Here is a 21,901-nt window from a genome sequence, read left to right on the forward strand (position 1 = left end):
CGGACAAGGTCGGCGAGCATCTTCCGCGCCTGGTTCGCGCGATCGAGCGCGAGGGGCGCAGCGTCGTGTGGGTCTGCGATCCGATGCACGGCAACACGATCTCGGCCGGCCGCTACAAGACGCGCCCGTTCGAGCGGGTGATGCAGGAGATCGAGGGCTTCTTCGGCGTCCATTCCGCCGAAGGCACCATCCCGGGCGGCATCCACCTGGAGATGACCGGCAAGGACGTGACCGAATGCACGGGCGGCGCCCGCGCGCTGACGGCCGACGACCTCCAGGATCGCTATCACACCTACTGCGACCCGCGCCTCAACGCGGAGCAGGCCCTGGAAGTGGCTTTCCGCACGGCCGAGCTGGTCAAGCGCGGCCGGACGGTGATCGAACGCCCGCGCCTCGACGCGGCGGAGTAGGACCGCCGGCCCGCGGCTCGACCAATCGAATCCGCGTCGGCCAACCGGCCGGCGCGGATCAGGCGATCGCCCGCGCCGCGCCGTTCCAGCGGGTGATCAGGGCGGGCAGCTCGACCGAGGGAACGGGTCGGCTGAACAGGTAGCCCTGCACCTCGTCGCAGCCCTCGGCTCGCAGCTTGGACAGCTGCGCCTCGGTCTCGACGCCCTCGGCCGTCGTGGTCATCCGCAGGCTGGCGCCCAGGCCGATCACCGCACGGACGATGAACTCGGTCCCGTTCTCGGCGCACAGGTCACGCACGAAGGATTGGTCGATCTTGATCTTGTCGAAGGGGAAGCTGCGCAGGTAGCTCAAGCTCGAGTAGCCGGTGCCGAAATCGTCCATCGAGACGCGGGCGCCGAGCATCTTGAGATTGTGCAGGATCGCCGTCGTCGCGCCGGGGTTGGCGACCAGCACCGATTCGGTGATCTCCAATTCGAGGCGCTGGCCGGGCAGGCCGGTGCGCTGCAGGGCCTCGCGCACGGCGGTGATCAGGCTCGCGGAGGTGAATTGCACCGCCGAGACGTTCACGGCGACCTTCAGGCCCTCGGGCCAGCGGGCGGCCTCCTCGCAGGCGCGGTGCAGCACCCATTCGCCCAGCGGCACGATCAGGCCGAGCTCCTCGGCGACGGGGATAAACTCGACCGGCGACACCCATCCGCGCACCGGGTGGTTCCAGCGCAGCAGCGCCTCGAAGCCGCAGATCCGCTCGGCGTTGAGGCAGTAGATCGGCTGGTAGTGGACCTCGAAGGCTTCGTTGGCGACCGCCTCGCGCAGGTCGACCTCGAACAGCCGGCGTGCCTGCAGGCGCGCATCCATCTCCGGCTCGAAGAACCGGAACGATCCGCGGGCGTCGACCTTCGACCGCGCCAGCGCGACGTCGGCGTTCATCAGGAGCTTCTCGCAGCTCGTGCCGTCGTAAGGCGCCAGGGTGATCCCGAGGGTGACGCCGAGGGTCACTGTGTGGCTCGACAGGACGAAGGGCGCGCCCAGCACTTCGACAAGGCGGCGGGCGAGCACGGCGGCATCTTCGGCGGTGTCGATCCCGCGCTGCAGGATCGCGAACTCGTCGCTGCCGAGGCGGGCGCAGCTGTCGATCTCGCGGATGCAGGCGCCGATCCGGTTGGCCGCGGCCTGCAGCAGCTCGTCGCCGACCACGTGGCCGAGGGTGTCGTTCACCGGCCGGAAATCGTCGAGATCGAGGCAGAACACGGCAAAGCCGGTGCCGCGCCCGGCCTGCGCGATCGCGGCGTCGACCTGCTCGCTGAACAGGATCCGGTTCGGCAGGCCGGTGAGGGTGTCGTGGTGGGCGAGATAGGCGATCCGCGCCTCGGCCTGGCGCCGCTCGGTCACGTCGTCGTAGGTCGCGACGAAGCCGCCATCGGCGGTCATCCGCTGCTCGATGGCGACGACCCGGCCGTTGGCGAGTTCCTGGAAATGGGTGCGCTGGCGGCTCGTCCCGAAGATGCAGGCGGCCTCGCGCAGCATATCGGCGAGGGTCGAGCCCGGATGGTGGCCGGCGCCGAGGCTGCATTGGAGCACCGCTTCGGCCGACATGCCCGGCACGACCGAACCGGGCGGCAGGTTGTAGATCTCGGCGTAGCGCCGGTTCACCACCATCAGGCGGTGGTCGGCATCGTACAGGCACAGGCCCTGGCTCATGTTGTCGAGCGCCGCGTCGAGGCGCAGGTTCGTCTGCGTGAGCCCGGCCTCCTGCTCCTTCAGGACGCTGATGTCGCTGCACACGGCGACGAACCCGCCCTCCTGCGTGGCGCTGCGGCTGACGCGCAACCAGCGGCCGTCGGCGAGCAGGACCTCGCCGTCGCGCGACAGGGTCCGGGCGCAGTCGATCATCGGGGCCGGCGCGTCGATCTCGCCGTTGGCGAGCGCGATCACCGACGATCCGACCTCGACGGCCGAGCGCAGGCCGCTGAAGAACTCCAGCGCCTGGGCGTTGGCCAGAGCGATCCGCCCGTGGGCGTCGACGACCACGACGCCTTCGCGCGAGCTTTGGAGCGCGTCGGCCAGCAGGGCCTCGGCGGAGCGGCGCTGGCTGACCTCGCGCTCCATCATCGCCTGGATGTTGTCGCGCATGGTCGCCATGGCCCGCAGGAGCGCACCCAGCTCGTCGCGGCCGCCGGTCGGCACCGCGTCGTCGAGGCGGCCGGCCGCGATCCGCTCTGCGACCGCCGAGGCCGAGGCGAGCGGGCCGATGATCCGGCGGTTCAGCAGGTAGGCGACGAAGCCGGACAGGATCAGCGCCACCGCCATCGCGATCACGTTGAAGCGGATCTCCTGCGCGACGACGGTCCGGGCGGTCTGGCGGAAGACGAAGCCGTCGCCGGCGGTATAGTTGACCAGAAGCTCGATCTGCCCGTCGACGATGCCGGCCTGACGGTCGAGGGCGTCCCAGGCGGCGCTCTTGCCGGTCGATCCGTCGAGGCCGTGGCGCATCGACTCCCAGAGCTCCACGCCCTCCTGGACGGCCTTGGCCGAACGGATCACACGGTCGGATTGCGAGCGCTCGACGGCGATCCCGAGGTCGTCGGAGAGCGTCGCGGCGAGCTCGTTGATCTCGGCGTCGAGCTTGGAGGCGGCCGCCGGATCGCCGGTCACCATGCGCCGGGCGAAGGCCGAGCGCATCTTGGCGAAGTCCGCTGCCGCGGCCCGCGCATAATTGATCGACATCAGCGATTCGTCGTAGGTGCGGTTGACGAGCTCGCCCGCATCCTGAAGGCCCCGGATCGCGTAGAGACCGAGCGCGCCGGTGATCAGGCTCATGGTCAGGAACGCCAGGAGGATCCGGCCACGGATGGTCACCCGAGCATCCACCATGCGCGGCATCCCGCTCGTTGCCGAGCGTGGCCTCCTATTCGGTCCGGTCCCATTCCATCGCATCGAGACGTAGCTTCTTTCTGCCCGCGCTCGGCCAAGTTAAATGCGAAATGTTAAGGCGCCATTAGCCGGTGCGCCGCGTATCGGCGGCTGGATCGGGCACCGGGGCTCGTACCGAAGCCCGATGCAACGCGGCAGTTACGTTGTGGAGCACGCGAAAGCCGCCGTCGACATCAGCAGAATCTTAACCACGGCCGCGCAACCTTGAGGCGTGATCTTCGAGGACGCCATGCCCAACCTCAGGGAATCGGTGATCGGCCGCGCGAGCCCACGCTCGGCCCCACGCTCCGTCGCCGGCACGGCGGCGGCGCTGGTCGCGGGCGTTCTGGCAGGCATGGCCTTCGTCGGCCGGCTGGAAGCGAGCGGTCACCTCGTGTCGCAGAAGGGCCGGGCGTTCCAGCCCAACAGCCTCGTCGTCACGCGCGGCGACACGATCACCATCGTCAACGACGACAGCGACCTGCTCCACCACATCTACATCGAGTCGGACGCCTTCAACTTCGATTCCGGCGATCAGGTCCCGGGCAGCCGCACGCCGGTGACGTTCGAGAAGAACGGCACCTTCCTCGTGCTGTGCGGCATCCACCCGAAGATGAAGCTCATCGTCCGGGTGAACTGAGCGCCCTCAGCGCGCCGCCGCCTGGACCGGCTTGGCCTCGCCGGGGCCGCCATCGCGCTTGATCCGCTGGCCGTCGCGAAGGTCGGCCGGCGGCCCGAGCACGATCCGCTCCTGCCCGGTCAGGCCCTGGTCGATCTCGATCGTCGTCCCGAAATCGCGCCGGATATGCACCGAGCGCCACTCGGCCCGGTCGTCGTCTCCGACGACCGCGACCTGGGTGCCCCCCTGGTTGAACACCAGGCCCTCGGCGGGAACGATCACCGCCGCCTCAGGACGCGGAATCTGCAGGGTCACGTAGACGTAGAGGCCGGCGCGCAGCATCCCGTCGGGGTTCGGCACATCGACTTCCGTCGTCAGGGTGCGCGACGCGGTCAGCAGCGCCACCGAGCTGCGCTCGACCCGGCCCGAGAAGGTGCGGTCCGGAATCTGCGGCACCTTGATCGTGGCAACGACGCCCTTCCTGACGCCGATCGCCGCGTTCTGCGGCACGTTCACGCTGATGCGCAGGATGTCGTCGCGATCCATGCCGAGCAGCGCCGTGCCGCTGCCGTCGGCCTTGACCAGGTCGCCGACGTCGACGCTGCGGGTGGTGACGACCCCGTCGAAGGGGGCGACCACGTCCTTGAAGCTGGTGAGCGCCTTGAGGCGGTCGACGGTCGCGTCCTGCGCCTTGATGTTGGCCTCGGCGACCTTCACCCCGGCTTCCGCGGCCGCGAGGGAGGCGCCCTGGCTCAGCACGCCCGCCTGCGAGTTGTCCGCGTTCTGGCGCGAGGCCCAGCCCTGCGTCGCCAGCGTCGAGGTGCGGTTGTTGGTGAGGTTGGCGAGATTGACGTTGGCGCGCGCCTGATCGACCTGCGCCTTCGCCTGAAGCAATTGCGCCCGCATCTGCCCGGCCTGCGCCTCGGCCTGAGCGAGCTGCTGGTCGAGCTCGGGCGCCGCGATCCGCAGCAGGATGTCGCCGGCCTTGACCCGCGACCCGATGTCGACGCGGCGTTCGGCGATGTAGCCGGTCGCGCGGGCGAAGATCGCGGCGCGGGCGAAGGCCTGGGTATCGCCGGGCAGGGTCAGGTCGACCGGCTTGTCGCTGCGATCGACCGCGGCGACGCGCACGGCCGGCACGGTCTCCCGCACCTTGCGCTGCGTCTCCGTGGCGGCGGCGGACTGCTTCCAGTGCCCATAACCGCCCCAACCGAACAGGCCGGCCGCCACAAGGCCGACGAGGACGAACGGGCGCTTGCCCGGCGGCGGGGGAACGTCGCTGACCGCGGCGTGGGGCTTCATGATGCGCTCGCCTTCACCCGGCAGCAACGATGCCGATGCGATCTCGACGATAGCCGGCATCGCGCCTGGAGCCTAGCGGTTGCGGTGCCGCATCGCCGACGATCACGCCGTCACCACATCGCGGCAAAGGCGTGGAATGCCAGAACGTCTCCCGGATCGATCCGGTCGAGATGGTCGGGCACGTCGGCGAAGCCGTCGCTGCCGGTGAGCGAGGTGATGGTGCCCGAGCCGCGTCGCGGGAACAGCGTCGCCTCGCAGGCCCCGTCGGCGGCTCGATGCACGCAGACGCGCAGGAACTCGCGCCGACCCGGCTTTCGCGACAGCGCGAAGGCGGCCCGCACGGGCATGCCCCTGGGCTCCGTATGGACCGCGCCGCCGAGGCGATCGAGAAGCGGCCGGACGACGAAGGCGAGGGTGACGAAGGCCGCGACCGGATTGCCGGGCAACCCGACGAACGGCGTGCCGGCGACCACCCCCATGGCGACCGGGCGTCCGGGCTTGATCGCCAGCCGCCAGAACGCGAGCGATCCCGCGGCGGCGACCGCGTTCTTCACGTGATCCTCCTCGCCGACCGAGACGCCGCCCGAGGTGAGGATCAGGTCGTGCCCCTGCGCCGCCTCGCGCAGGCGTGCGGCGAGCACATCCGGGTCGTCGCGCAGGATGCCGAGGTCGCGGGCATCGGCCCCGAGCCGCCGCAGCAGCGCGATCAGCATCACGCGGTTGCTGTCGTGGATGCCGGACGCCGCGCGCGCGCCGCCGGGCTCCGTCAGCTCGTTTCCCGTGGAGAACACCGCGACGCGCAACGCCCGCCGCACGGGAATGGCGTCGCGTCCGATCGCGGCGGCGAGCGCCAGATCCTGCGGTCGCAGCCGACGGCCGGCGGGGATCGCGACGCTGCTTCGCGCGATGTCCTCGCCCGCCGGGCGACGATTGGCGCCGCGGACGATGTCGGACGGCAGCACGACGCCCGCGGGCGTGACCTCGACGTCCTCCTGCATGACCACCGTGTCGGCACCCTCCGGCATCGCCGCGCCGGTGAAGATCCGGTCGGCGGCGCGCGCGGAAAGCGCCGACGGCGCGGCGCCGGCCGGCAGGCGCCCGCGGACCGGCAGCAGCGTCGATCCGGTCTCGGACAGGTCGGAGAAGCGCACCGCGTAACCGTCGACCGCCGAATTGTCGAAGGGCGGGACGTCGATCGCCGCCGAAACATCCTCGGCGGCGATGCGCCCGTCGGCCTGCGACAGCGGAACGGATTCCACGCCGGCCACCACGGGGAGCCGCGACAGGATCATCGCCGTCGCCTCGGCGACGGTCATCACCGGCACCGACGGATCGAAGCAGTCGTCGCTGAGGCGCGTCATCGTGCGCCGCGCCCGTGCCGCCCCTCTGGCGGTGCCGAACCGGATCGTGCGGATGAAGCAGGTGCTGCGCGAGGCGTCACGGGCGGCCGATGGATCGATGGGTGTCGGGCTTGCGGCATCGCGGCCGGCCGATCAAGCCCCGCTGAAACCAAACGGCGTTCCCGACGTAGGGGAACCGCGAGCCGGGCGCATGACGTTTCGCGGGCAGGACAATCCGCATGCGTAGTCGGCCGGCGACGATCTACGTAACACGCGACCGCATGGTGCGTTGCAAAAAGATATGCGAGATTCGTCCTAGGCAAACGCGTGATCATTCGTCGATTCGGATATCGCACCGGGCGATCGTTCGTCTCGAAGACACCTTCACCTCGTCAGATCGATATCATGGCCGGACACGGAAACATTCAGACACGGACTGGCGTCGCGCGCGTGATTGCTGCACGGTGCCGCGCGCTCTCCGACCGTCGGGGACGCGGCGCATGAGGCTTCCGAAGATCGGACGCTTCGGTCGGCGCTTCGCCGTGATCCTGTCCGGCGAACTGATCCAGAGCCTGTTCCACTTCGTCCTGAACATCGTGCTCGTGCGGGAGCTCGGCGCCCACGGGTACGGCCTGTTCGCGATCGTATTCACGATCGGCGCCGTCGGCGTCACGTATATCCGGGCCCTCGTCGCAGTGCCGGCGACGCTCTTTCTCGCGCGCAGTTTCGGCCGCCCGGCGGAACGCGGCCACGACATGGTGTTCGGCTCCGGAGCGACCGCCGTCGCGCTGCTGATGGCCGCCGCTGTGTCGGTCGGGCTCGCGCCGGTGCTCGGGGTTACGGCGCTCGCCGGCGGCGCCTTCGTCGGGCTCTACGCCTTCCGCAGCTACCTGCGGATCGTGCTGCTGGCGCGCCGCGCGCCCTGGGTCGCGGGCGCGAGCGACATGGTCTATTCGGCCTGCGGGCTGGCGCTCGTCGTCTTCCTCCATGCCGGCGACGACGCCCTGCTCGAGCACGCCTTCCTCGGCATCGCGGCCGCGCACGCGGCCGGGATCGCCGTGGCGTTGGCGGCGATCGGGCGACCGGTCCGGGTCTCGTTCCGTGCCAGCGTGCGGCGGCGCTACCTGGAGATCTGGCGCACGCTGGCCTGGTCGCTGCTGGGCGTCACCGGTACGACCGTCCAGGGCCAGGGGCTGACGCTGCTGTTCGCGCTGCTGGCCGGGCCCGCGGCCTATGCGCCGATCGCCGCGACTTTGGTGCTGTTCGCGCCGCTGCGGATCCCGACCAACGCCCTCAACAACATGGTCCTGCCGGAGATCTCGGCGTTGCTCGCCGCGGGCCGCCGGCGCGAGGCGCGGCGCCTCGTCGTGCGCAGCACGGCCCTGATCGGCCTCGCCTGCCTCGCCTACGGGGTCGCGATGTGGACGGCGCTGCCGATCATCGAGCGGCACCTGTTCAACGGGCGCTTCGCAAGCGAGCCGATGGCCGCGATCGGTTTCGGCGTCTGGTGCGTGGTGACGATCGCGCTGCTCTACGCCATCCCGCGGGCGTTCCTCGAAGCGTCGGCCGCGTTCCGGGTGATCGCCGCAGGCGCCCTGGTCAGCGCCGGCATCGGCTTCCTGATCATGGTGCCGCTGCTGCTCACCCTGGCGCCGCCCTTCGCGCTGATCGGCCTCGCGGTGTCGGAATGCGTTACCGCGTTGTGGTCGGCGAAGGCGTTCCGCGACCGGTCCCGCCATCCCGACGGGCGGGTGCGCGAGGTCGCCGACCGCTTCGCGGCCGGCACGTCGGCACCGGCGGCCGCCGCCTGAACGGACGCCGGCGTTCCGGGTTCAGGCGGCTTCGCTCGCCGCTGCAACCTGCGGCGGCGGCGTGCCGCTGCGGCGGCGCATGTCGCGGACCACGAGGTTCCAGGAATCGAGCATCATCGCGGCGGCGCCCGGCAGCGTCCTGCGGCCCATGAAGGCGTCGAGCGTGATGCTGGTGGTGGCGAAGCGGCTCTTGAACGCCTCGGCCCCGCACAGGAAGTCGACGGTGTGCAGCCCCTGGTCGATCGACCACTGGATGTAGTCCATCATCAGCACCATGCCGGGCGAGCCGCGCTCGAACGCCGGATCGTAGGTGGTGACGAAGGCCATCATCGTGCCGGCCTGGACGAAGTTGATCGACACCGCGACGATGACGCCGTCGCATTCGAGCACGAAGGCGCGCAGCAGGCCGGTCTCGGCCAGCACCCGCACCAGGGCGGAGAGCGCGGGCGACCCCTCGTCGTAGAGGTTCGATTCGAGCTGGTTGCCGGCGAGCCATTTGCGCTTCAGGTCGGCGAGCCGCAGCAGCACCGGCTCCATCGGCGCGTCGGGCGGCAGCAGGCGGAAGCGCAACGGGCCGGATTCGCCGATGAACTTCTGGCCGCGGCGATAATTCTGGCGGGTCTTCTTCGATTGCGCCGCGACCCAGGCCTCGCCCGTCGGCCAATCGCCGGCGACGCGGAAGCTGACCTCGCTGCGATGGTTCGGTCGCAGGCGCACGCCGGCCGCCTGGCTCGGATCGAGCAGCGCCCGTGCCTTCGCACCCGGAAGCAGGCGGTTCAGATAGACCAGGTCGAACCCGCCGGCGGCCGAGAGATGTGCCCACATCCGCCGCACGAGCCCGGGATCGTCGCCGGTCAGGAGGGCGTCGCCGTAATCGGTGTGGTCCTTGGCCGCCCATTCGAGCAGGCGCAGCCCCTTCCGCCGGCAGGTCGCCATCGGCAGCACCGCGACCAGGGCGTCGCCGCGCCAGGCCAGCACGATCTGCAAGGCGCGCCGCTCCCGATCCGGCACCGTCGCCCACCATGCGGCGATCCAGGCCTGGCTCTGGAACACCAGCGCACCGGATTCACGCCACAGGGCGGTCCAGGCCGGGCCGACCTCGGCGAGCCGCTCGCCCGTGCGGACGATCTCGAAACGCTCCGCGCTCACGGCTGCGACCCTTCCCGGGCCTGGATCGGAGCGGCGCGACGCGGCTTCAAGCGCCGCTTGACGACCCGCCACATCTTCTTGAGCGGCAGGATGTAGAGGCCGTTCAGCGACTGGTAGTCGCGCACGTCGCGGTCAACGAGGCCGAACTTGAAGCTCTCGTTCGGCTCGGGAACGCACAGGGTTCCGAAGACCCGATCCCAGAACGAGAACAGCAGCCCGAAGTTCTTGTCGTAGTGGCGCGGGTTGGTGCTGTGGTGCAGCTGGTGCCAGTGCGGGCACAGGATCAGGTTGTTGAGCTTGCCGAACGAGATCTTGAAGTGCGTGTGCCGGACGAAGTCCATCATCAGGATGTTGCGCATGATGTAGACGTTGACGCCGAACACCGTGACCTCCACAGGGTTAAGTGCGATCAAGGTCCACAACCCGAAGCAGATGCCGGGGATGACGCCGTCCCAGGCGCGGTTCATCAGCTCGTCAAGCGGGTGGACGCGATCCTTGGTGATGCCGACCATCACCTCGGCCGAGTGGTGGACCTTGTGCAGCTCCCACAGGAACGGGAACCGGTGCTGGGCGGTGTGATAGAGGTAGTAGGAGATGTCGTAGGCGAGCAGCATGGTCACGGTGAAGACGATCACCGTGATCGGGCCCGGCGACCCGCCCATCAGCGGCGCATCGATGCCGAACATCGTGCCGACGATCTTGTTGGTCGCGTAGCCGACCGCGACGACGAAGGTCACGCCCGCCGGGATCAGCAGGAACGGCATGATCGCCTTGCGGGTGATGTAGAACAGCAGGTCGGCGCGCGCGGACGGGTGGGTGATCACCTCGTGCGGCAGCAGGAACTCGAAGAACTCTGCGAAGGACTTCTCCTCGACGGTCCGCCAATAGGCGATCACGGCGCAACCGAGGGCGGTCGCGAGCAGGAGGCCGGCGGCGAGGAGGTTGGCGGCCGAGATCCGCTCGAGGATCTGCTCAATGAAGGTGCTGATCATATCCCATCTCTCATGCCCGTGCCGGCCATGGGGCCGAAAGCGGGTCGAAGCACGGAAGACCGGAGCGCGAACGCAATCCGGCGAGATCGTGTGAGTGTCGCAACCGCAGGCGCGATGTGCAGTGGATGAGGAACAGCAATACCGCGTGCGGTCGAACGATGGAACAACGTCCGCCGAAACGATCGCAGGAGAATACTTACGAAGCGATCACCGGAGGCTGTAAGCTCGACCGTATCGTCAAGACTTCGTTTCGAAACCGGTTCCGGGCCGGGTCGAGCATGCCGGCGACCGGCTTCGGTCTTGGCTAATGGAGCGTTGCGCAGAGCACGCACAAGAGGGCCGATGCCGGCGGGCTTCGCAGGTCCGGCGGTCGGGCGGACCGCCCCCGTCAGCCGGCGGAGTTCGACGGGGCGTTCGCCGGCGTGCGGGTGCCGGGCACACGGGCGGGCTCGCCCTGGAAGGTCAGGCGCAGCATCGCCGCGATCCCCTCGGCCGCGAGCTTCTCGTCGAAGATGCGCTCGTAGCGGGCGCGCGCCGCCGCCGGATACCCCGTCCACAGGTCCGGGCGGGTGACGATCTCGGCGAGCGCCCGCGACAAGGCCTCGACGTTGCCGGGGGGCACGACCCATCCGGTCGCGCGATCCTCGACGATCTCGGTGAGGCCGCCGATGCCGGAGACCAACGGCGGGATGCCGTAGGCCAGCGCCTCGATCGCGACGCGTCCGAGCGACTCGGGCAGCTGCGACGGCACCGTGACCACGTCCGCCCAGCGGTAGAGCGAAGCGGGGTCGGCGACGAACGGCGAGCAGGTGACCTGCCCCGACAGTCCGGCCTCGGCGACCTGTGCGGCGAGCGCCGCCTCGCGGGCGTCGTCCTCGAAGGCGCTCCCGACGATCTTCAGCTCGATGCGCGACCGGATCGCCTCCGGCAGCCGCCGGATCGCCTCGACCAGGACCTCCTGGCCCTTGATGCGGCTGATCCGCCCGAGCATCAGCAGGCGCAGCGGACGGCTGCCGTCGTAGCGCGCGGTGTTGGGCAGGGCCGGGCCGGCGATGCCGTTGTAGACCACGCGCGCGGTCGCATCCTTCGGCATCGCGAAGGCGGCCTGCGTCGCCCGCGAGTTGAAGATGATGTTCGCCCGGCTCCAGCGGATCAGGTTGCGCAGCACCGTCAGGGTCGCCCCCTCCGGAATCTCATGGACATGGACGACGGTTCGGCCGGGCAGGAGCCGCGCGGCCAGCAGGTAGTCCGCCACGACGGTGGTGTTCACGTAGACGAGATCGCTGGCCCGGATGCGCCGGAGCGCGCGGGCAACGGCGAAGGGCAGGGCCGCCATGCCGAGCGTCGCCAGCCGCAGCAGGTTGCGCCGGCGCAGCACCCAGATCGGCTCGATCACGATCCGCGACGCGGCGTCCTCCAGCATCGCGACGATCGGGCCGGCCTTGGGCAGCACCACGTCGATCCAGGCCTGCGGATAGGCCTCGCGGATCGTCCGCACCGTCTCGCAGAAGCTGCGATCCGATCCGTAGAGCTCGTAGCCCTGATGCACGCAGGTGATGCGGCGGACGGCGCGTCCGTCCCGCGCGGCGAGGAACCCGCCCGGCGCCCGAACATTCCCGTCCGTGAAAGAATACCCGGTCCGAAGTATTGGATCAACACTCATAAGTTGAATTAACCACTGATACGACAACTAATGGTTGTATTCCGGAGACGCTTCGTTAGTAAGTCTTCTCGCATACCGGAAGTTGACTGAAATCGGAAGGGGTTCGCGTATGCGGGATCTTGCGCCGGCGCTCCTAATTCTTGGGACGCGCGGCATCCCTGCGTCGCATGGCGGGTTCGAGACGTTCGCGGAACGGCTCGCGCTGCATCTCGCCGCGCGCGGCTGGCGCGTCGGCGTCTACTGCGAGCGGGATGTCGAGCGGGTCGGGCGGCGCATCTCCACCACGATGTGGCGGGGGATCGAGCTGATCACCGTGGAGGTCGCCGCGACCGGCCCGGCGGCGACGTTGGCCTTCGACGCGTTCTGCGCGCACGACGCCGTGACGCGCGGCGGCGTCTGCCTCGTGCTCGGCTACAACGGGGCGATCTTCCTGCCGTATCTCAGGCTGCGCGGCGCCACGATCCTGACCAACATGGACGGCATCGAGTGGCGGCGCCCGAAATGGTCCTTGGCGGTGCGGGCGTTCTTCTGGGTGAGCGAGTGGATCGCGGCCTGGAGCTCGCACCGGCTGATCGCCGACCACCCGGCGATCGCCGACCATCTCGCGACCCGCCGTCCGCGCCGGGCGATCGCGACGATCCCCTACGGCGGCGACCCGATCCGCGCGCCGAAGGAAGCGCCGATCCGGACGCTCGGGCTCGAACCCGATCGATTCCTCGTCTCGATCGCGCGGATCGAGCCCGACAACAACGTGCTGGCCTTCGTCGAGGCGTTCTCAAGGAAGCCGCGCTCTGCCAAGCTGGTGGTGCTCGGCACGTTCGACCCGAGCAACGCCTACCACCGGGCGTTGCGGCGAGCGGCAGGGGAGGGCGTGGTGTTCCCAGGCGCGATCTACGAGGCCGAGACGGTCCAGGCGCTGCGCCACCATGCCCGCGCCTACCTGCACGGGCACACGGTCGGCGGCACCAACCCTTCGCTGGTCGAGGCCCTGTGGGCCGGCAATGCGGTGATCGCGCACGACAACGCCTTCAATCGCGGCACTGCGGGCGACGGCCAGTTCTACTTCTCCGACGTGGACGGATGCGAGCGGGCGATCGAGACCGTTCTCGGCGACGACGCGGCCGTCGCGGCCGCCCGTGCGGCGGCCCGGCGGAGGTCCGCCGCCTTTTCGTGGAACGACATCCTGGCCGCCTACGAGCGCGAGGCGCGCCGGCTCGGCGGATATCCGCCGATGTCCGAGCCGATCACGGACGATGCGCCGGCGATGCGCCCGGGTGCGGGCGGCCTGCCGCTCCGCCGGACGGCCGGCGCCGCGGCGGATCCGGTCGCCTGACGATGGCGACGGACCGCCGTACGGTGATCGGCGGCGCGCTCGCCATGACGCTCGCCGGGCCGGTCGCAGCCGCGACGCCCGAGCCGGTGGTGCTGCGCCGTGGCATCAGCCTGTGGCCGTGGTTCTCGCTGACCCGGGAATATCCCGCGCCGCGCACCGACTACGCCTGGCTGCCGTTCCAGCCCGACCGCCCGGTGCCGAATGCCGGCGACCTGCGGCAGCTGGCGGAGGTCGGATTCGATTTCGTGCGCCTGCCGATCGATCCCGGCCCGTTCGCCGCCTTCGCCGGCGCGCAGCGGGAGCGGCTGTTCGCGATGCTGTCCGAGGCGGTCGACCTGATCCTCGCGAGCCGGCTGTCGTTGGTGCTGAACGTCCAGGCCAACGCCGCGACCCATTACTACAACCCCGATCGGTTCTACGGGACGGCGACGGCGCCGCTGCTTCCCGCCTACCGCGACGTCGTCGTCGAGCTCGCCCGGCGCTTCGGCGGGCGGGCGCCCGGCCGCATCGCCCTGGAACCGGTCAACGAGCCGCCGCAGGCCTGCGGGGCGGTGGCCTGGAACCGGGTGCAGGCGGCGCTCCTCGGCGCGGCGCGGAAGGCGGCGCCTGCCATGACGCTGGTCGCGACCGGCGCCTGCGGCGGCATGGGCTCGGGCCTCACCGCCCTCGACCCCGCCTCCTTCGCCGCCCTCGCTCCGGTGCTCTTCACCTTCCACTTCTACGAGCCCTACCTGTTCTCGCACCAGGGCGCGCCCTGGATGAAGGACGAGCCGATCTATCGGGCGCTCAACGACGTGCCGTGGCCGGCGCGCGCGGGTACGCTCGACGCGACGCTGGCGGCGGTCCGCGCCCGCATGCGCGCCGACACCGCGACCTCCGACGCGGACAAGGCGGCGGCCTACGCCGTCACCGAGACGAAGATGAAGGAGTACTTCGCCGCCGACCCGGACCGCGGCTACCTCGATCGCAATCTCGCCGACATCCGAACCTGGGCCGACCTCTACGGCGTCGCGCCGCGACGGATCCTGATGGGGGAGTTCGGCGCCCTGAGGAGCGATGCGCGCTACGTCGCGTCGCGCGCGCCCGATCGCGCCCGCTACATCCGCGACGTCCGCGAGGCGGCGGAGGCCGCGGGCTTCGCCTGGGCGTTCTGGAACCTGTTCGACGGGCTCGGCCTGATGGACGACGCCCACCGCATCGATCCCGCGATCATCACCGCGCTGGCCCTGACGATGCCGGGGACGGCGAGGCGCTGAGCGGGCGGCGCGGGTACAGCACCAGCAGCATCAGCGCGAACTTGGCGAGAAGGGTCGTCTTCCCGCCGATGCTCTCGAAGGTGTTGATCAGCACGACGAAGGCGAGGATCGGCAGGAACACGCCGTGCCGGCACTGCCGCGCCACCTCGTAGAGGAACAGCGCGATCGCGACGATCAGCAGCACCGTCATCGCGACGCCGTTGTAGAGGAGGCTGCGCACGATCGGGTTCTCGATGCCCCATTCGAGGCCGTACATCCGACGCAGGGTGTCGACGATCGACGGATCGGGCCCGACCAGGAGATCGCGGAACGGGATCGCATCGAAGATCGCCAGCATCTCGACGCGGGCATTGGCGCTGCCGCCGTCCGAGACGAAGCGCTCGAGCAGCGCGTCGAAGAAGCCGCCGACGGCGAGCCCGCCGACGACGATCGGCACCATCGTCAGCATCAACACGGCGATCGCCGCCCCGAGCAGCGGCACGCGCCCGGTGCGGAGCGCCCGGTTGAGGGCGACCACCGCGAAGACGCTGCCGAAGCACAGCGTCACCACCGTCGCCGAGCGTCCGCCGAAGGTGATCAGCGCCACCAGCTGCAGGGTGATGAAGCCGGCGCGGGTGATCGGACGGAGCTGGCCGCCGCCGTTGAACAGGGCGAGGATGTAGCAGGCGGTCAACGTCGCGTTGGCCAGCGGATGGCCCTGCAGCGCCGCCGAGCGCGTGTCGGTGTCGAAGGCCTGCCCGTCCATGCGGAACGGGAAGAAGCGCTGGCCGCTCACGAACTCGACGAGGCCGAGCGCGGCGTTGGCGACCATGACCGCGTGCACCACGATCTCCACGTGCCGCATGGTGATCGTGTCCCGGTCGGCCATCAGGATCACGACGAGGCCGGTGAGCACGTAGGTGTCGAGCGAGCCGGCAAGCCCGGTCCCGTTCCGCGAGGCGATGAAGGCGAGCAGCCCGAAGCCGACGAGGCAGAGCAGCACGCTCGCGGGACGCCGCTCGGCCGCCGCCGCCATCGGGATCACCGGGTTGCCGGCCCGCAGCATCGTCCAGCCGAACAGGAACACCGCGAGGTAGGTCGCGGGATGGACCTTCTGCGCCGCCGAGCCGGTGATGCCGTCGTAGTTGATGCCCACGGCCCAGAGCATGCCGCCCGACAGGCCGCAGGTGATCAGGGCGAGCACGACCAGGGCCCAGGACTCGAACCGCGCGAGGGAGGGCAGCGGGAACGCCTGCGGCTGCCGCCGGGCCGCGTGCGCCGGCGTCGTCGGGCGGTACGCCTGCGTCACGATCGGTTCCTCAGCTCGCCGCGCGCGCGTCGAGCAGCAGCGAGCCGGAGACCGGCCGGCCCAGGGCCTCCGAGGTGCCGACGAGGCTGAGGAGGTCGCGCTGGCGGGTGGCGCCGTTGCGCACGATCAGCAGCAGGCGGTCGGCGGCCGCCGCGACCGGCCCGATCCGCAGGTTCTCGGACAAGACGCCGCCGTCGAGGATGACCAGCTCGTAGCGCCCCTTCACCCCGGCGAGGAAGCGCTCGACGTTGGTGCGCAGGAACGCGTCGCGCACCGGCTTCTGCGCGTCGCCCATGCCCATCCGACGCGCGCCCGTCGCGGGGTCGAGGCGGGTGACGGCGTTCAGGCTCTGCTCGCCGCGGAGCACGTCGAGGAGGCCGCCGACGCTCGAATCGTCGATCCGCATGTCGGCGTCGACGATCAGCACCCGCTCGCCGCGCGCCACCGCGACGGAGGCGAGCAGGTCGATCACCGCCTTGCGGTCGGCGTCGTCCGCCTCGCCGGAGGTGACGAGGATGCTGATCGAGCGGCCGCCATCGGTCGATTCGTGAAGGTGGTCGAGGGTGAAGCCCGCCGCCGACGCGCTGGCGCCGTCGCTCCGGCGGCGCAGGCGCGGCAGGGTCGCGACGACCGGCGCGTTCGACAGGCGCTCGAGCTGGCGCTGCGACAGCACCGTCGGCTCGGCATATTCCCGAACCAGGGCGAAGCCGGTGCCGAGGCCGAGGCCGGCGAGCGAGGCCGCAAGCACCAGGAACAGCCGCGGCGGCCAGGAGGCGTCCGCCGGCGGGCGCGCCCAGGTGATGACGCGGGCGTTCGTGCTGTCGATCCCGGTCTGCTCCTTCAGCTCGCGCGAGCGCACGAGAAAGTTGTTGTAGACGGTGCGGCTCGCGTCGACGTCGCGCTCCAGCTCGCGCAGGCGGATGCTCGACTGGGCGCTGACCGCGGATTGCTTCTGGAGCTTCTCAAGGTCGGCGGTGAGCGTGCGCTCGTTGGCCTGCGCCCGCTGATACTCCGACTCCGCGGCCTGGGCGATGCGGCCGAGCTCGCCGTCGATCAGCTGCTTCACGTCCTGCATCTGCGCCCGCGTCGCGGCGATGAACGGGTGCCGCTCGCCGAGATTGGTGCGCAGGTCCGCCTCCTTGCTCGCCAGCTCGGCGTACTGGCCGCGCAGGCGATCGATCACCGAGGATTGGATCGCCTCGGGCGTCGCGCCGGCGGCGAAGGGCCGGCCGCGCGCGTCCTTGACGCCCTGGAGGCGGGCGCGCGCCTCGGCCGTGCGGGTTCGGGCCGCGACCACGCGGGCGTTGCTGTCGGTGAGCTGCTGCTCGCCGACGAGGCGCCCGCTGGACGCGATCAGGCCGTTCTTCGCCTTGTAGTCCTCCAGCCGCAGGTCGGCCTGGTTCACGGCGTTGCGCAGGTCGTCGAGGCGGGCGCGCAACTCGCCCGATGCGCGCTTGGCGCCCTCGGCCCGGGCCTCGGTCTGGTCCGACAGGTAGGATTTGGCGATGGCGTTGACGATCCGCGCCGACTTGTCCGGATCGGTGGTGGTGACGATCACGTCGACGACGAAGACCTTGTCGGCACGCTTCACCGCGAGCTTGCGCCGAAGCCGGTCGAGGGACTGCCCGCGGGCGTCGACGACCTTGTCCGGCTGCGGCCCGGCGATCATCTCGCGGATGGAGCGCACGGCGCGCCCGACGATGCCGGTGCTCGCCGCACCGAACTCGGGATCCTTGTCGAGCCCGGTCTCGGCGATGGCGCGCGACAGCACGGTGTCCGATTCGATCACGCGGACCTGGCTCTCGACCTGCGTCACGCCGCCGTCGGGCGACAGCGCTCCGGGATTGACGTCGTTGTTCACGACGACGCGGTCGCGCGGATCGATCAGGAGTTGCGCGGTCGCCGTGTAGAGGGACGGCGTGAGGACGGCGTAGGCCAGGGCCGCCAAGCCCAGCACGCTTGCCGTGCCGAGGATCAGCTTCCAGCGCCGGAACAGGATGCGCCACAGGTCGCCGAGCTCGGCCGTGGTCTCGGGCTTGGATGTGACCACGCGCTCGGGCGCGACCGGCTCGATCCAGGCCGAAACGGCAAGGTTTCTGTTCAGCTGTGCCACCGTGGGCCACCGTCGTGTCAAATTGGGTCAGTTTTACGGACGCGTGACCGGATACTGCAAGGTGCGCGCAACTGAATGAAAATCCCTCAAGACTGCGTAGCACCCCGGGTTCGGACCTCGCTTCTTCGGGTAAGGGTTAATGTCGATCGGGCGGCGGCCTCTGTCTTCAAGGTTATCTTCTCAGTCACGAAATTGGTGATAGATCGCAACGACGGATTGCACCGGGTATCCCGGTTCCTGGCGCCGAACGCGACGGGCGGGGACGCGGCGTTCGCCGGAACGTTCGAGAGGGATCGGTCGGCGGCATGCGTCTCAGGTTGCGTCTCGACGGTCGGAGGCCGCGCCTTTGGCACGTGCACCTGCTCCGTCGGATCGCCGTCCTGCCGGGCGTCGACGCGATCGAGATCGATGCGCGCCCCGGGCCGGACGCGTGGCCGGCCAACGCCGACCTGCTGTTCTCGCTCGAGACGCTGATCCACCGCCTGCCGCGATCGGGCGCCTCGTCGCCGGCGCAGGATCGCGACCTGTCCGCGTGGCGGCCGACCGGGCATGCGCGGCCGGATCTGATCGTCGACCTCTGCGGCGACGTCGCCGCCGCGGAGGCCGGCTCGATCTGGCGGTTGTCCTACGACGGCCGGCCGGGCGAGGCCGGTCTGCTCGCGAGCCTCCTGGCGGGGCGGGCCCCGATGATGGCGCTCGCCGACGGGAGCCGGCTCGTCGCATCGGGTCGCGCGGGCACCGAACGCCGCGGGGTGATGCTGACCTCCTTCGACGACGCGCTGATCCGCACGGTGTCCCTGCTGGCGGCAGCGCTCGCCGGGCGCCACGAGGGCGGCCCCGCGACGGGACGCCCCGGGATCGCGGCACCACCGGCCGAGCTCACGGCCCCCCAGATCCTGTCACGCACCGGGCGCATCCTCGCCCACGCCGTCGCGCAGCGGCTCTACCACCTGTGCTACCATGCCCCGCACTGGCGGGTCGGCTGGCGCCGGCTCGACGGGCCGGACGTGATCGACCTTCGCCGGCACCCCGACACCGGCTGGACCACCCTGCCCGACGACGGCCGGCGCTTCTACGCCGACCCGTTCCCCCTCGATCATCGCGGCGAGACCTGGCTGTTCGTCGAGGATTTCGTCCACGCGACGGCCAAGGGCATCGTCTCGGCGGTACGGTTCTCGGCCGACGGCCCGATTGGCGTGCCGGTTCCGGTGCTGGAGGAGGCCCATCACCTCTCCTATCCGTTCGTGTTCGAGCGCGCGGGCGAGGCCTGGATGGTGCCCGAGACCGGCAGCGCCGGCACGATCGACCTCTACCGCGCCACCGCCTTTCCGGGCGGCTGGGTGAAGGAGGCGACGCTGGTCTCCGACGTCGTCGCCAGCGACGCGACCCTGGTCGAGCACGGCGGCCTGTGGTGGATGTTCGCGACCGTCCGTGATGCGCCGCTCGGCGCGGCGCTCGGCAGCGGCTCGTACTCGGATGCGCTCCATCTCTGGTCGGCACCGGATTTTCGCGGGCCCTGGACGCCGCATGCCCACAACCCGGTGCTGGTCGACGTCGCCTCGGCGCGGCCGGCCGGACGCATCGTCGCGCGCGACGGAGCCCTGATCCGCCCGATCCAGGATTGCACCGAGGGCTACGGCCGGGCGCTGGCGCTCGCCCGGATCGACCGCCTCGACGCGGAGGGCTACGCGCAGACCGTCGAGACGAGGCTGACCGCCGGGCCGTCCTGGCCCGGCACCCGCCTCCACACCCTCAACCGGTCGGCGACGCTCGAATGCATCGACGGCTCGGCGCGCTCGCCCCGCCTGCGCACCCTGCTCGGCCGCTGATTTTGCGACGCTCGGCGCTCGCGCCCCCTGGCGCGGACGGGGGCGCACCGCTACATGTGTCGGGCGGGGCTGCAGAGTCCGTCAGGAGCACTTTCCCCGGGGCCTTATCGACTCCCCCGGGAGCTGTCCCTGGCCTCGTCCCTGGACTTGGCCAACACGGCGCCCACCTACACTGTAGGTTTCCCGGGATCGATCCTCCAACGGCTCACGTGGCTCCGCACTCGACCTCCTCCGACAAGGCCGCCCTGCGAAGCGACGCGCTCGCACGGCGCGACGCCCTCGACCCGGAGATCCGGCGGGCCGGATCGCTGGCGATCGCCGAGCATGCCCTCACGGTCGCGGGCCTCGCCGAGGCCGCCCTCGTCGGCGCCTTCTGGCCGATCCGCAGCGAGGCCGACCCGCGCCCGCTGATCGAGCGCCTGTTCGCCCGCGGCCAGCGCGTCGCGCTGCCGAAGGTCACGCCGGACGGCCTGGTGTTCCGCGAGTGGCGCGCGGGCGAGACGCTGGTCGCCGGCCGCTTCGGCCTCAGCGAGCCGCGCGACGACCTGCCGGCCCTCGACCCGACCGCCCTGATCGTGCCGCTCGCCGCCTTCGACCGGCGCGGCCAGCGCATCGGCTACGGCCGCGGCTACTACGACCAGGCGATCAGCCGACTGTCGCGCAGCGGCCCGGTGCTGACCATCGGCATCGCCTTCTCGGTCCAGGAGATCCAGCGGGTCCCGGCCGAGCCGCACGATCGCCCCCTCGACCACCTCGTGACCGAGGCCGGGTTCGTTCCCCTCACCAAAGACCTCTGACGATGCGGCTTCTCTTTCTCGGCGACGTGGTCGGGCGTCCCGGCCGAAAGGCCGTCACCGACCGGCTTCCCGCCTTGCGCGAGCGCTGGCGGCTCGATTGCGTGGTCGTGAACGGCGAGAACGCGGCCGGCGGGTTCGGCATCACCGAGTCGATCTGCGACGAGATCCTCGGGGCCGGCGCCGACGCGGTGACGCTCGGCAACCACTCCTTCGATCAGCGCGAGGCGCTGGTCTTCATCGCCCGCCAGCCGAAGCTGGTCCGGCCGGCGAACTACCCGCCCGGCACGCCGGGCCGGGGCGCCACCATCGTCGAGACCCGGGCCGGCGCCCGCGTCCTGGTCGTCAACGTGATGGGTCGGCTGTTCATCGACGCGCTGGACGACCCCTTCGCCGCGGTCGAGCGCGAGCTGTCCGCCTGCCCGCTGGGCGAGGCCGCCGATGCGGTCATCGTCGACGTCCATGCCGAGGCGACCAGCGAGAAGCAGGCCTTCGGCGTGTTCCTCGACGGCCGCGCCAGCCTCGTCGTCGGCACCCACACCCACGTCCCGACCGGCGATCACCGCATCCTGCCCGGCGGCACGGCCTACCTGACGGATGCCGGGATGTGCGGCGATTACGACTCGGTGCTCGGCATGCAGAAGGAGGAGCCGCTGCGGCGCTTCCTGCAGAAGACGCCGGGCGCCCGCCTCGAAGCGGCGCAAGGGGAGGGCACCCTGTGCGGCATCGCCGTCGAGACCAATGCGGCCGGCCTCGCCGTCGCGGTCTCGGCGGTTCGCCTCGGGCCTCATCTCGAGGAGACCTGGCCGCGGGATTGGGATTAGTTCGCACTGAACGATGTGAACGCGCGCTGTGCGGCTTGATCGCATCGGAGGCTGACGCCACAGTGCCGGCCTGCTCGATCGAGGCCGCCGATCATCTTCGGGAGACGACCTCGCGCCACCTTCCGAAGAGTCGCGACCGATGGCCGCCCGTTCCGACACCGCGTTTCCCGCACAGCCGAGTGCGGACAGGCCGATCGGCAAGAGTCCGGCGGGCAAGATTCCGGCGGCCAGGAGACCGATCGCGAAGCCGGGCATCTACCTCGTCCG

At 70.6% G+C, this 21,901-nt stretch carries 17 protein-coding genes and 1 other RNA gene; 10 read left to right on the forward strand and 8 right to left on the reverse strand.

Features of this window, described 5'->3' with window-relative positions; translation table 11 throughout:
* On the forward strand, window positions 1–410 hold a 410-nt coding region (locus MKK60_RS01030; protein ID WP_243983540.1), incomplete at its 5' end, for a 3-deoxy-7-phosphoheptulonate synthase.
* 58 nt (window positions 411–468) lie between these two features.
* Here MKK60_RS01030 and MKK60_RS01035 read toward each other — a convergent pair.
* Complete coding sequence (locus MKK60_RS01035) at window positions 469–3,282, reverse strand: EAL domain-containing protein (protein WP_243983541.1); 2,814 nt, start codon at window positions 3,280–3,282, stop codon at window positions 469–471.
* Between the two features lie 289 nt (window positions 3,283–3,571).
* On the opposite strand from MKK60_RS01035, the gene MKK60_RS01040 reads away from it, so the two are divergent.
* On the forward strand, window positions 3,572–3,961 hold the full coding sequence (locus tag MKK60_RS01040) for a plastocyanin (protein WP_313898921.1): 390 nt from the start codon (window positions 3,572–3,574) through the stop codon (window positions 3,959–3,961).
* A 6-nt stretch (window positions 3,962–3,967) separates the two neighbouring features.
* On the opposite strand, the gene MKK60_RS01045 is transcribed toward MKK60_RS01040, so the two are convergent.
* Window positions 3,968–5,242 (reverse strand): efflux RND transporter periplasmic adaptor subunit, encoded by a 1,275-nt coding sequence (locus tag MKK60_RS01045; protein WP_243983542.1) that lies wholly within the window; start codon window positions 5,240–5,242, stop codon window positions 3,968–3,970.
* Between the two features lie 110 nt (window positions 5,243–5,352).
* Window positions 5,353–6,603: a gephyrin-like molybdotransferase Glp gene (gene glp, locus MKK60_RS01050; RefSeq protein WP_243983543.1), complete on the reverse strand. Its 1,251-nt coding sequence runs from the start codon at window positions 6,601–6,603 to the stop codon at window positions 5,353–5,355.
* Between the two features lie 52 nt (window positions 6,604–6,655).
* Here glp and MKK60_RS01055 point away from each other — a divergent pair, with 52 nt between their 5' ends.
* Both MKK60_RS01055 and MKK60_RS01060 read left to right on the forward strand, forming a co-directional pair.
* Window positions 6,656–6,829 (forward strand): hypothetical protein, encoded by a 174-nt coding sequence (locus MKK60_RS01055; RefSeq protein ID WP_243983544.1) that lies wholly within the window; start codon window positions 6,656–6,658, stop codon window positions 6,827–6,829.
* 253 nt (window positions 6,830–7,082) lie between these two features.
* Window positions 7,083–8,393: a hypothetical protein gene (locus MKK60_RS01060; RefSeq protein ID WP_243983545.1), complete on the forward strand. Its 1,311-nt coding sequence runs from the start codon at window positions 7,083–7,085 to the stop codon at window positions 8,391–8,393.
* Between the two features lie 21 nt (window positions 8,394–8,414).
* Here MKK60_RS01060 and MKK60_RS01065 read toward each other — a convergent pair whose 3' ends face one another.
* The 3 genes from MKK60_RS01065 to MKK60_RS01075 all read right to left on the reverse strand — a co-directional run bounded on the left by MKK60_RS01065 (window position 8,415) and on the right by MKK60_RS01075 (window position 12,083).
* Entirely contained in the window at window positions 8,415–9,542 is a 1,128-nt protein-coding gene (locus MKK60_RS01065; protein WP_243983546.1) for a GNAT family N-acetyltransferase, read from the reverse strand.
* Complete coding sequence (locus tag MKK60_RS01070; RefSeq protein WP_243983547.1) at window positions 9,539–10,534, reverse strand: sterol desaturase family protein; 996 nt, start codon at window positions 10,532–10,534, stop codon at window positions 9,539–9,541. Before MKK60_RS01070 ends, MKK60_RS01065 begins: the two co-directional genes overlap by 4 nt.
* Window positions 10,535–10,922: 388 nt before the next feature.
* The gene (locus MKK60_RS01075; RefSeq protein WP_409567344.1) at window positions 10,923–12,083 is read right to left on the reverse strand and encodes a glycosyltransferase family 4 protein; all 1,161 of its coding nucleotides are present in this window, start codon (window positions 12,081–12,083) and stop codon (window positions 10,923–10,925) included.
* 223 nt (window positions 12,084–12,306) lie between these two features.
* Between MKK60_RS01075 and MKK60_RS01080 the strand changes: the two genes are divergently transcribed.
* Entirely contained in the window at window positions 12,307–13,530 is a 1,224-nt protein-coding gene (locus tag MKK60_RS01080) for a DUF1972 domain-containing protein (protein WP_243983549.1), read from the forward strand.
* 2 nt (window positions 13,531–13,532) lie between these two features.
* Entirely contained in the window at window positions 13,533–14,786 is a 1,254-nt protein-coding gene (locus MKK60_RS01085; RefSeq protein WP_243983550.1) for a glycoside hydrolase family 5 protein, read from the forward strand.
* Here MKK60_RS01085 and MKK60_RS01090 read toward each other — a convergent pair.
* Entirely contained in the window at window positions 14,743–16,074 is a 1,332-nt protein-coding gene (locus tag MKK60_RS01090) for a VpsF family polysaccharide biosynthesis protein (protein WP_243983551.1), read from the reverse strand. The two genes, MKK60_RS01085 and MKK60_RS01090, sit on opposite strands and share 44 nt — an antisense overlap.
* A gap of 10 nt (window positions 16,075–16,084) precedes the next feature.
* Complete coding sequence (locus tag MKK60_RS01095; protein ID WP_243983552.1) at window positions 16,085–18,187, reverse strand: GumC family protein; 2,103 nt, start codon at window positions 18,185–18,187, stop codon at window positions 16,085–16,087.
* Between the two features lie 353 nt (window positions 18,188–18,540).
* On the opposite strand from MKK60_RS01095, the gene MKK60_RS01100 reads away from it, so the two are divergent.
* The 4 genes from MKK60_RS01100 (at window position 18,541) to MKK60_RS01115 (ending at window position 21,634) form a co-directional block, all read left to right on the forward strand.
* Window positions 18,541–20,016, forward strand: coding sequence for a formyl transferase (locus tag MKK60_RS01100; RefSeq protein WP_313899212.1), 1,476 nt, complete (start codon window positions 18,541–18,543; stop codon window positions 20,014–20,016).
* A gap of 63 nt (window positions 20,017–20,079) precedes the next feature.
* Window positions 20,080–20,236: non-coding RNA, 6S RNA (gene ssrS, locus MKK60_RS01105), on the forward strand.
* Window positions 20,226–20,813, forward strand: coding sequence for a 5-formyltetrahydrofolate cyclo-ligase (locus tag MKK60_RS01110; RefSeq protein ID WP_243983554.1), 588 nt, complete (start codon window positions 20,226–20,228; stop codon window positions 20,811–20,813). Before ssrS ends, MKK60_RS01110 begins: the two co-directional genes overlap by 11 nt.
* Window positions 20,814–20,815: 2 nt before the next feature.
* A complete protein-coding gene (locus tag MKK60_RS01115; RefSeq protein WP_147841101.1) occupies window positions 20,816–21,634 on the forward strand; it encodes a TIGR00282 family metallophosphoesterase in 819 nt (272 codons plus the stop codon).
* The last annotated feature ends 267 nt before the right edge of the window (window positions 21,635–21,901 follow it).

Origin of the sequence: Methylobacterium sp. J-092, assembly GCF_022829325.1 — a bacterium.
Taxonomy (GTDB): domain Bacteria; phylum Pseudomonadota; class Alphaproteobacteria; order Rhizobiales; family Beijerinckiaceae; genus Methylobacterium.

Coding starts and splice junctions, on each gene's coding strand:
- MKK60_RS01035 (WP_243983541.1), bottom strand. CDS start 3,282: ATGGTGGATGCTCGGGTGACCATCCGTGGCCGGATCCTCCTGGCGTTC.
- MKK60_RS01040 (WP_313898921.1), top strand. CDS start 3,572: ATGCCCAACCTCAGGGAATCGGTGATCGGCCGCGCGAGCCCACGCTCG.
- MKK60_RS01045 (WP_243983542.1), bottom strand. CDS start 5,242: ATGAAGCCCCACGCCGCGGTCAGCGACGTTCCCCCGCCGCCGGGCAAG.
- glp (WP_243983543.1), bottom strand. CDS start 6,603: ATGACGCGCCTCAGCGACGACTGCTTCGATCCGTCGGTGCCGGTGATG.
- MKK60_RS01055 (WP_243983544.1), top strand. CDS start 6,656: ATGAAGCAGGTGCTGCGCGAGGCGTCACGGGCGGCCGATGGATCGATG.
- MKK60_RS01060 (WP_243983545.1), top strand. CDS start 7,083: ATGAGGCTTCCGAAGATCGGACGCTTCGGTCGGCGCTTCGCCGTGATC.
- MKK60_RS01070 (WP_243983547.1), bottom strand. CDS start 10,534: ATGATCAGCACCTTCATTGAGCAGATCCTCGAGCGGATCTCGGCCGCC.
- MKK60_RS01080 (WP_243983549.1), top strand. CDS start 12,307: ATGCGGGATCTTGCGCCGGCGCTCCTAATTCTTGGGACGCGCGGCATC.
- MKK60_RS01085 (WP_243983550.1), top strand. CDS start 13,533: ATGGCGACGGACCGCCGTACGGTGATCGGCGGCGCGCTCGCCATGACG.
- MKK60_RS01115 (WP_147841101.1), top strand. CDS start 20,816: ATGCGGCTTCTCTTTCTCGGCGACGTGGTCGGGCGTCCCGGCCGAAAG.